Annotated in this window: 7 protein-coding genes; 3 read left to right on the top strand and 4 right to left on the bottom strand. The window is 49.6% G+C overall.

What is annotated here, in order from left to right:
• Window positions 1-384: 384 nt before the first annotated feature.
• Complete coding sequence (locus CX664_RS18115; protein ID WP_101748086.1) at window positions 385-1,473, top strand: hypothetical protein; 1,089 nt, start codon at window positions 385-387, stop codon at window positions 1,471-1,473.
• 253 nt (window positions 1,474-1,726) lie between these two features.
• Complete coding sequence (locus CX664_RS18110) at window positions 1,727-2,833, top strand: hypothetical protein (RefSeq protein WP_101748085.1); 1,107 nt, start codon at window positions 1,727-1,729, stop codon at window positions 2,831-2,833.
• A 145-nt stretch (window positions 2,834-2,978) separates the two neighbouring features.
• Here the strand turns inward: CX664_RS18110 and tuf are convergent, their stop codons facing one another.
• The 4 genes from tuf to rpsL all read right to left on the bottom strand — a co-directional run bounded on the left by tuf (window position 2,979) and on the right by rpsL (window position 7,443).
• Window positions 2,979-4,172, bottom strand: a complete 1,194-nt coding sequence (gene tuf, locus CX664_RS18105; RefSeq protein ID WP_101748084.1) for an elongation factor Tu — start codon at window positions 4,170-4,172, stop codon at window positions 2,979-2,981.
• A 155-nt stretch (window positions 4,173-4,327) separates the two neighbouring features.
• Complete coding sequence (gene fusA / locus CX664_RS18100; RefSeq protein WP_101748083.1) at window positions 4,328-6,430, bottom strand: elongation factor G; 2,103 nt, start codon at window positions 6,428-6,430, stop codon at window positions 4,328-4,330.
• An 18-nt stretch (window positions 6,431-6,448) separates the two neighbouring features.
• A complete protein-coding gene (gene rpsG, locus CX664_RS18095) occupies window positions 6,449-6,919 on the bottom strand; it encodes a 30S ribosomal protein S7 (RefSeq protein WP_101748087.1) in 471 nt (156 codons plus the stop codon).
• A 149-nt stretch (window positions 6,920-7,068) separates the two neighbouring features.
• Window positions 7,069-7,443 carry a 30S ribosomal protein S12 gene (gene rpsL / locus CX664_RS18090; protein ID WP_101748082.1) on the bottom strand — a complete coding sequence of 125 codons (375 nt, stop codon included), beginning with the start codon at window positions 7,441-7,443 and terminating at the stop codon, window positions 7,069-7,071.
• Window positions 7,444-7,944: 501 nt separating this feature from the next.
• Here rpsL and glpX point away from each other — a divergent pair.
• Window positions 7,945-8,955, top strand: a complete 1,011-nt coding sequence (gene glpX, locus CX664_RS18085; RefSeq protein WP_101748081.1) for a class II fructose-bisphosphatase — start codon at window positions 7,945-7,947, stop codon at window positions 8,953-8,955.
• The last annotated feature ends 347 nt before the right edge of the window (window positions 8,956-9,302 follow it).

Here is a 9,302-nt window from a genome sequence, read left to right as displayed (position 1 = left end):
TTTCAGGAGAGGCGACAACTATGCTGACACAGGGGGATGGAACCTTCACACGGATTAGCGTTTAACAAGATACAGTCACCATTTAAAGCTGATGATATTACCATTGTCCGGAGTTTAAGTGCCCACCCGTCAAATTTAACAAGCTGGCCTTGGTGATTAAAATATTTTTCAAAAGCTTTATGAAAATATCTCATTTAAATAATCCAGAGACTGATCGGAGCTCACGGTTACCGTCACTTACCATCCGGTTAGTTATTTGGGGAAAACAAAATGGTTAAATTGCAACGTTTTTTAACAATGAACCCGTTGGTAAAGCTCTATTGAGTTCGTAGCAAAACTTGCACGAGCCATTTTAATACAAATAATTAACACAAGGATTGTCCAATGAATTGCATAGCCGATCGTTTAGAGATGAAAAAACCTGAATCTGCGATACCCTTAACTGTGGATTTGACCGATCAGCATCGTAACGATAACCCTGTTACAAACAGCTCCGAAAACCCTGGACAACCAATCCACCACAGGGCCATATCGCCGATCAATCATCCGGAGCCCCGGGAGCCCGAAAACCTCAGGTTATTGATGGAACCTCTGCCCGGGCAAACAACTGCATTTCACCAGATGCAGCCGCATAAAGCTGACGAGATTACCATAGATAATCCGGAGTTTAAGCGGCCACCCGGAAAAATAAAAAAACTGACCCTGGCGATAAAAATCTTTTCTAAAAGCTTTAAAACAATGTCTTGTTTCAATAATCCGGAGACTGACAGGAGTGCACGGGTAGAAACCATACGTAACCGGGTTTTCACCGGGACCGCGGCAGTGTTAGACATACTGACCGGGGCAATAATCTTAAAAGGGTTTATTCGTCTTATGGGTGCTTGTCGTAATAGTGGAGAGTCAGACACGATACTCCTGGATATTTTTGTTGCGGCTATCGCCATAACCGTAATGTTTGGGACTTTCGGTGTTGGTTGGCTGCTCTCCCAGGGAATCTCTCGCCTGGTGACTTCTACCGTGGCAGCGTCGGTGGATACCCGTGAAAAATTAGCCGAGATGACCGCCTTTACGTCACCAAAAGAGCGATTTTTAAAAAAATATCAAAGAACGGAGGAGTCTCTCACCGTATTGAAAACCAAGCTTATTGATGCTGAGCTGTCCAGTACTTTAAGACATTCTAAAACCAGTGAAGCAGAGCGTGAAGCCAGAGAGCAGGCCAAACTTGATACTGAAGCTTTGAATCCAGGCACTGCCAAGGATAAATGGTATGATTCTCTTCAGCGTTATTACCTGAGAGAGTGGTATGAGTTCTATCAGTACAGTAGTAAGGAACTAAAGGATGAAATCGGTAAAACCGAAGATTGGCTTAACAGGGCAGCAAAACAGAAAGAACGGCTCTGTAATGAACAGGAACTACAAAAACTGAATACAGTGGTTGCTGACGAAAACCCGGCTCACCGGGTTCATATGTAATTCGAAGGTAATGGGCCTAAAGGCGGAAACTCCCGACTCTGATAGATCGTACCAAGCAGCCTTCGACTCCGCTCAGGGTGAACGTGGTGTACGGGTAATAACGCTAGCCTGCGGTTAGCGATGCTTACCATCTTGTTAGTGCTTTATAGAATAAAAAGTCGTTTAATATTTTCAATTAATGAGAAACAGACGGAAATGTTTCATTGATTCCCTACCAGAATTTGCAGGCAATCTCTCAGACAAGGAGTGTCCCATGATTAACAAAACTGGTCCGGCTACATTATCAGGATATGTAACCCCCTCAGCTCAAGAAAAAAAAGCGACAGGGGATGATAAAGCTGTTGGTTCCAAAAGCCATTCAAGCTCAGATCAGTCACTCTCTCACAGGGCAGTCTCTTTAACTGAGCCATCACCAGAACTCAAAGCATCCGAAAAACTCAAGCTAACGGCAACTTTGTCACCAAAACAAACGGCCATTGACCAGATGCATTCACCATTGAAGGCTGATATTACCATTAATGATCCGGAGTTCAGGCAACCACCCGGTAAAATAAAAAAGCTTGCCCTGGCGATTAAAATCTTTTCGAAAAGCTTTAAAACAATGTCTGATTTCAATAATCCAGAGACTGATCGGAGTGCCCGGGTGGAAACCATACGTAGCCGGGTTTTCACCGTGTCCACTAAATTGTTGGACATACTAACCGGGGCAATAATCCTGAAAGGGTTTATAGATTATTTGGGTTCCCATGAGAGTCTTAGATCTTCAGTCAATTTTCTCGGACTGCTTATTATTGATCTTATCGCCACAATCGTATTTTTTGGGGCTTTTGGTATTGGCTGGCTGCTCTCCCAGGGAATTTCTCGCCTGTTGACGTCAACCGTGGCAGCATCGGTGGATACCCGTGAAAAATTAGCCGAAATGACCGCCTTTACGTCACCAGAAGAGAGGTTTTTAAAAAAATATCAACGAACGGAGAAGTCTCTGTGCGTACTGCAAACCAAGCTTATTGATGCAAAGCTGGCCAGAACGTTAAGAAATTGTGACAGAGGAAACGCAGAGATTAAGGCCGAAGAGCGTGCCAGAAAGGAGATTGCAAAGTTGAATCCTGGTGCTAAAAAAGAGACATGGTTTGAATCTAAACAACGCGAACACCTGAGAGACTGGTATGAGTTTTACGCGTTCAAAATTGATGAACTGGAGCAAGAAATCAGTAAAACCAAAGATTGGCTTGACCGGGCCGCAAAACAGAAAGCACTGCTCACTAAAGAACAGCGGGAACTGGAGGAACTGTATGATGACGTTGCTCCACCAATTGTCGGCAAATTGAAGCTGGAACCGCTTAAATTGATTCGTGTTTAATTCCCGGTTAAGTCATGGGCGAGCAGCTTCTTTCCTGCCCTTTGAACTTCTGGCAACACCTGTTTTTACAGCCCCAAAACGAGAAACCCCGGCCTAAGCCGGGGTTTCTATGGGGTACGGGAATAAATTTTCCAAAGAAAATTTATTACTCCATGATTTTGGCAACAACGCCAGCACCAACAGTACGGCCACCTTCACGGATCGCGAAGCGCAGACCTTCTTCCATCGCTACCGGGTTGATCAGGGTAGCAATGAAGTTGATGTTGTCACCAGGCATGACCATTTCAACGCCTTCGTTCAGTTCTACAGCACCGGTTACGTCAGTAGTACGGAAGTAGAACTGTGGACGGTAGCCCTTGAAGAATGGAGTGTGACGACCGCCTTCTTCTTTGGACAGGATGTACACTTCAGCTTCGAACTTGGTGTGCGGAGTAACAGTACCTGGCTTGATCAGACACTGACCACGCTCAACGTCTTCACGCTTGGTACCACGCAGCAGGGCACCGATGTTCTCGCCTGCACGACCTTCGTCCAGCAGCTTACGGAACATTTCAACACCAGTAACGGTAGTCTTGGTAGTCTCTTTGATACCAATGATTTCTACTTCGTTACCAACGTTGATGATACCACGCTCAACACGGCCAGTTACTACAGTACCACGGCCAGCGATGGAGAATACGTCTTCGATAGGCATCAGGAATGGCTGATCGATCGCACGCTCTGGCTCTGGGATGTACTCATCCAGAGTTTCAACCAGCTTACGTACAGCAGAAGTACCCATTTCGTTGGTGTCTTCGCCGTTCAGGGCCATCAGGGCAGAACCGATGATGATTGGCGTGTCGTCGCCTGGGAAGTCGTAGGTGTCCAGAAGTTCACGAACTTCCATCTCTACCAGTTCCAGCAGCTCTTCGTCGTCAACCATGTCGGCTTTGTTCAGGAATACCACGATGTATGGTACACCTACCTGACGGGACAGCAGGATGTGCTCACGAGTCTGTGGCATGGGGCCATCAGCAGCAGAACATACCAGGATAGCGCCGTCCATCTGAGCAGCACCGGTGATCATGTTCTTAACGTAGTCAGCGTGTCCTGGGCAGTCTACGTGCGCGTAGTGACGGTTTGGAGAGTCGTACTCTACGTGTGCAGTAGAGATGGTGATACCACGCTCACGCTCTTCTGGAGCGTTGTCGATCTGGTCGAATGCACGCATGGTGCCGCCCCAGGTCTCAGCACATACGCGAGTCAGTGCTGCAGTCAGGGTGGTTTTACCGTGGTCAACGTGACCGATGGTGCCGACGTTTACGTGCGGCTTCGAGCGTTCAAATTTTTCCTTAGCCATGTCTCTTAACCTTTAGCTATAGATAGTTCGAGGGTAGCAATATCAAGCAGGGCATTCTAACAGCCATTGTCACCGGAAAGAATTTCTCATGTTAAAAAAACATAAAAAAAACGGTTATTTCCGGGAAGCCGACGGTCAGAACCCCTTAGTTAATATCAACCCTGGTTTTTGATGACCGCTTCAGCAATGCTGGCGGGCGCTTCGGCATACTCATGGAATTCCATGGAGTATGTTGCACGCCCCTGAGTTGCTGAACGCAGATCGGTAGCGTAGCCGAACATTTCACCCAGCGGCACCTGAGCATTAATCACCTTGCCAGAAGGTGTATCTTCCATCCCCTGAACAATACCGCGACGACGGTTCAGGTCGCCCATAACGTCACCCATGTAGTCTTCTGGTGTTACCACCTCGACCTTCATCATAGGCTCCATCAGGACCGGCTTGGCCTGAGGCGCGTATTTCTTCAGAGCCTGCGAAGCAGCGATTTTAAACGCCATTTCGTTAGAGTCAACATCGTGGAAGGAACCATCGTACAGACGAGCTTTCAGACCCAGCAGCGGGTAGCCGGCGATAACGCCGTTCTTCATCTGTTCTTCGATACCTTTCTGGATAGCCGGGATGTATTCCTTCGGAATCACACCACCCACGATTTCGTTGATGAATTCCAGACCTTCTTCACCGTCGGAAGCAGGCGAGAACTCAACAACAACGTGACCGTACTGACCGCGACCACCAGACTGCTTGGCAAACTTGTGGTTAGCGTCAACAGAGCCTTTCAGCTTCTCACGGTAGGCAACCTGTGGCTTACCAATGTTCGCTTCTACCTTGAACTCGCGACGCATACGGTCAACGATGATGTCCAGGTGCAGCTCACCCATACCGGAGATGATGGTCTGGCCACTCTCTTCGTCAGTGTGTACGCGGAAAGATGGATCTTCCTGAGCCAGTTTGCCCAGAGCGATACCCATTTTTTCCTGGTCAGCCTTGGTCTTTGGCTCAACCGCAACGGAGATTACCGGCTCAGGGAACTCCATGCGCTCCAGAGTGATCACGCTGTCCATGGCACACAGGGTGTCACCAGTGGTGACATCTTTCATGCCGATCAGCGCGACGATGTCACCAGCGACACACTCTTTCAGCTCTTCACGGTTGTTAGCGTGCATCTGAACCATTCGGCCAACACGCTCTTTCTTGCTCTTGACCGGGTTATAAACTGAATCACCGGAGCTCAGAACACCGGAGTAGTTACGGATAAAGGTCAGAGTACCCACGAATGGGTCAGTGGCAATCTTGAACGCCAGGGCAGCAAAAGGAGCGCTGTCGTCAGCTTCACGAGTAGCAACCGTGCCTTCTGCGTCGTCCAGGATACCTTCGATCGCCTTGACTTCTTTTGGCGAAGGCATCAGCTCGATAACGGCGTCCAGAACAGCCTGTACACCCTTGTTCTTGAAGGCAGAGCCGCCGAACACAGGGATGATTTCATTGGCCAGAGTACGGGCACGGATACCGGCCTTGATCTCTTCTTCTGACAGATCACCCTCTTCGAGATATTTTTCCATCAGTTCTTCAGTGGCTTCAGCGGCAGCTTCGACCATGTACTCACGCATTTCTGCGCACAGCTCTTCCATGTCGGCAGGAATGTCTTCGTAAGTGAAGCTCATGCCCTGGTCTTCTTCGTTCCAGATGATGGATTTCATCTTCACGAGGTCAACCACGCCCTTGAACTCGTCTTCGGCGCCGATGGTCATCTGCATGGGGACAGCGTTGGCATTCAGACGGTCACGCAGCTGGCTGATCACCATTTCGAAATCAGCACCGGTACGGTCCATCTTGTTGACGAAGACCATGCGGGGTACTTCGTACTTGTCAGCCTGACGCCATACGGTTTCAGTCTGAGGCTGAACACCGGAAGAACCACACAGCACGACGACAGCACCGTCGAGTACACGCAGGGAACGCTCTACCTCGATGGTAAAGTCAACGTGTCCTGGTGTGTCGATGATGTTGATACGGTGCTCATCAAACTGAGCATCCATACCACGCCAGAAACAGGTAGTAGCTGCAGACGTGATGGTGATACCACGCTCCTGCTCCTGCTCCATCCAGTCCATGGTGGCAGCACCATCATGAACTTCACCGATTTTATGGCTCAGACCGGTGTAAAACAGAACACGCTCTGTGGTCGTTGTCTTACCCGCGTCAACATGGGCACAGATACCAATGTTGCGATAGCGGTTGATCGGGGTTTTACGGGCCACGACTCAATCCTCTGATACTTAGAAACGGTAGTGGGAGAATGCCTTGTTGGCTTCAGCCATACGATGCACGTCTTCACGCTTCTTAACGGCAGCACCCTTGCTTTCGGCAGCGTCCAGCAGCTCTCCAGCCAGGCGGAGTTTCATGGACTTTTCACCACGCTTGCGCGCAGCGTCTACCAGCCAGCGCATGGCCAGGGCAGTACGACGGGCAGGGCGAACTTCAACGGGTACCTGGTAAGTGGCACCACCAACACGGCGAGACTTAACCTCTACCATAGGAGCGATGGTTTCCAGAGCTTTTTCGAACAGCTCCAGAGGCTCCTTATTGGTACGCTCCAGAACGATGTCCAGGGCACCATATACGATCTTTTCAGCGACAGATTTCTTACCGCTGACCATCACGTGGTTGATGAATTTAGTGAGTGTTTTGTTGCCAAACTTAGGATCTGGCAGCACGTCGCGCTTAGCGACTACGCGTCTTCTTGGCATTGATAAGCCCTCTACGTCGGTCTTCAGGTAATCCAGGATCAATCATTGACTTTTTCGATACAAAAAATCAGTGACCTGGCCTTACTCTCATCAACCTGATATTAAAAAAATTCTTACCCGGCTTGACACTAGTCTCTTGCAACTAGTTTCTAGCCCTTAGGTCTCTTGGTACCGTACTTGGAACGGCCCTTCTTACGGTCGTTAACACCCTGGGTATCCAGGCTACCGCGAACGGTGTGGTAACGAACACCTGGCAAGTCCTTTACACGACCGCCACGGATCAGAACAACACTATGCTCTTGCAGGTTGTGACCTTCACCACCGATGTAGGAAGTCACTTCAAAGCCGTTGGTCAAACGCACACGACATACTTTACGCAGCGCAGAGTTAGGCTTTTTAGGGGTAGTAGTATAAACACGGGTACAAACCCCACGACGCTGAGGACAGGCCTGCAGCGCAGGCACGTCCGTCTTTCTAACCTTACGCTTCCGGGGCTTGCGCACCAGCTGGTTAATTGTTGCCATTCAGCAAACTCCAATCTCTATTCGAGAACCGTTTCTAAGTGTTGAGTCTGAACCGTCAGAGGAAAGAGCAGTCCAGACTCCTGCTTTAAACAGCAAAAGCCGGCAGAAACCGGCTTATACGACCCGGTCCACGACTAACTCACAAGAAGCGAACCACGGGCAAAATAAAGCGCAGAAATTTTACGGATCGACAAAAGCAACGTCAAGTAGGGGATTCAGCCATATAAAGCGAGAAATATCCCATACTCTGGCACAGAAGCGAGTTTAACAGGGGATTCTTACTGTTTTAAGGAGGGCTAACCAAAGACAGGGAAGATAATTTACGGGCAAAAAAGTTAACACAGGAAAGCCAGAAAAAACAGATAACCTAATGATTTATATATTCTTTAATAAATCTCCCTTATCCGGCAATCCCATCCCCGAACAAGTGATAAGCGCTGCCAGAGCAATACCAGATATGCTAAAGTCGCCACCCCACACACCTTCAAAGTTTAAAACTCAATGAAACGCGAACTGGCAATCGAATTTTCACGGGTCACCGAAGCCGCCGCCCTGGCAGGTTATAAATGGCTGGGACGAGGCGATAAAAATGCCGCTGACGGTGCTGCCGTCGAAGCCATGCGCACCATGCTGAATAAAGTCGATATGCACGGTGAGATTGTGATCGGTGAAGGAGAAATCGACGAAGCACCCATGCTGTATATTGGTGAAAAAGTCGGTACCGGCAATGGTGAAAGCATTGATATTGCTGTCGACCCGATTGAAGGCACGCGCATGACGGCCATGGGCCAGAACAATGCCATCGCCGTTCTGGCGGCCGGTGAAAAAGGCTCCTTTTTGAAAGCGCCGGACATGTATATGGAGAAGCTGGTCTGTGGACCGGGAGCCAAAGGCGTGATCGACCTGAATCTGGGACTGCGTGAGAATATCCGGAATGTCGCCCGCGCCCTGCACAAGCCCATTGAGAGTCTGGTGGTCATCACCCTCGCCAAACCACGTCATGATGCCGCCATTGCCATGATGCAGAGCATGGGTGTTCGCGTCTTTGCCATTCCCGACGGGGACGTTGCTGCTTCCATCCTTACCTGCATGCCCGACAGCGAAGTTGACCTGATGTACTGCGTGGGCGGAGCACCGGAAGGCGTGGTTTCAGCAGCCGTTATCCGGGCACTGGGTGGCGATATGCACGGCCGTCTGGTAACCCGTGACAAAGCCAAGGGGGAAACGCCGGAAAACATTGAAGCGGGCCGACAGGAAGCGGAACGCTGCCGGGAAATGGGAGTAGAGCCGGGTAAAGTACTGCGCCTGGATGATATGGCCAGTTCCGATAACGTCGTCTTTTCAGCCACCGGCATTACCAAGGGTGATTTGCTCCAGGGCATTATGCGCACCGGCAATATCGCCACTACCGAAACCCTGGTGGTTCGCGGTAAATCCCGAACCATCCGCCGCATCCAGTCCATACACTATCTGGATCGAAAGGATGATGATATTAAGAACATCATTCTTTAACCCACCAGGAGGATGTCTGGGAATAGCGCCCGTCTACATCATACCGATGAGTTTGATGTGTACAATCTCCGTTCGCCCTGAGCGGAGTCGAAGGGTGCTTGGCACGATCTATCAGAGTCCGGAGTTTCCACCCTTCGACAGCCTCAGGACGAACGGAGTACGGAGGAGCGGTGTTTGTCAACATAGTTGTCGCCTCAACTTAAGCGGCTTTGCTTAGTTGATCATCAGCAGGCCTGTCGGGATTCAACCAGACTTCATCAGCCAGATCCCAGTTCCTTGTTGACCTCTTTCCCCAGCGCTCTGGGTGGCGTTCTTTGGCTTGTTCATAAACCTTTCTGCGGTTAGCC

This window comes from Endozoicomonas acroporae (assembly GCF_002864045.1).
Classification (GTDB): domain Bacteria; phylum Pseudomonadota; class Gammaproteobacteria; order Pseudomonadales; family Endozoicomonadaceae; genus Endozoicomonas; species Endozoicomonas acroporae.
The sequence above is the reverse complement of the archived record's forward strand: the minus strand, read 5'-3'. Positions and strand labels throughout refer to the sequence as shown.

Bases quoted from the DNA above. Each gene is read 5' to 3' on its own strand.
- CX664_RS18115 (WP_101748086.1), top strand. From the start codon at position 385: ATGAATTGCATAGCCGATCGTTTAGAGATGAAAAAACCTGAATCTGCG.
- CX664_RS18110 (WP_101748085.1), top strand. From the start codon at position 1,727: ATGATTAACAAAACTGGTCCGGCTACATTATCAGGATATGTAACCCCC.
- tuf (WP_101748084.1), bottom strand. From the start codon at position 4,172: ATGGCTAAGGAAAAATTTGAACGCTCGAAGCCGCACGTAAACGTCGGC.
- rpsG (WP_101748087.1), bottom strand. From the start codon at position 6,919: ATGCCAAGAAGACGCGTAGTCGCTAAGCGCGACGTGCTGCCAGATCCT.
- rpsL (WP_101748082.1), bottom strand. From the start codon at position 7,443: ATGGCAACAATTAACCAGCTGGTGCGCAAGCCCCGGAAGCGTAAGGTT.
- glpX (WP_101748081.1), top strand. From the start codon at position 7,945: ATGAAACGCGAACTGGCAATCGAATTTTCACGGGTCACCGAAGCCGCC.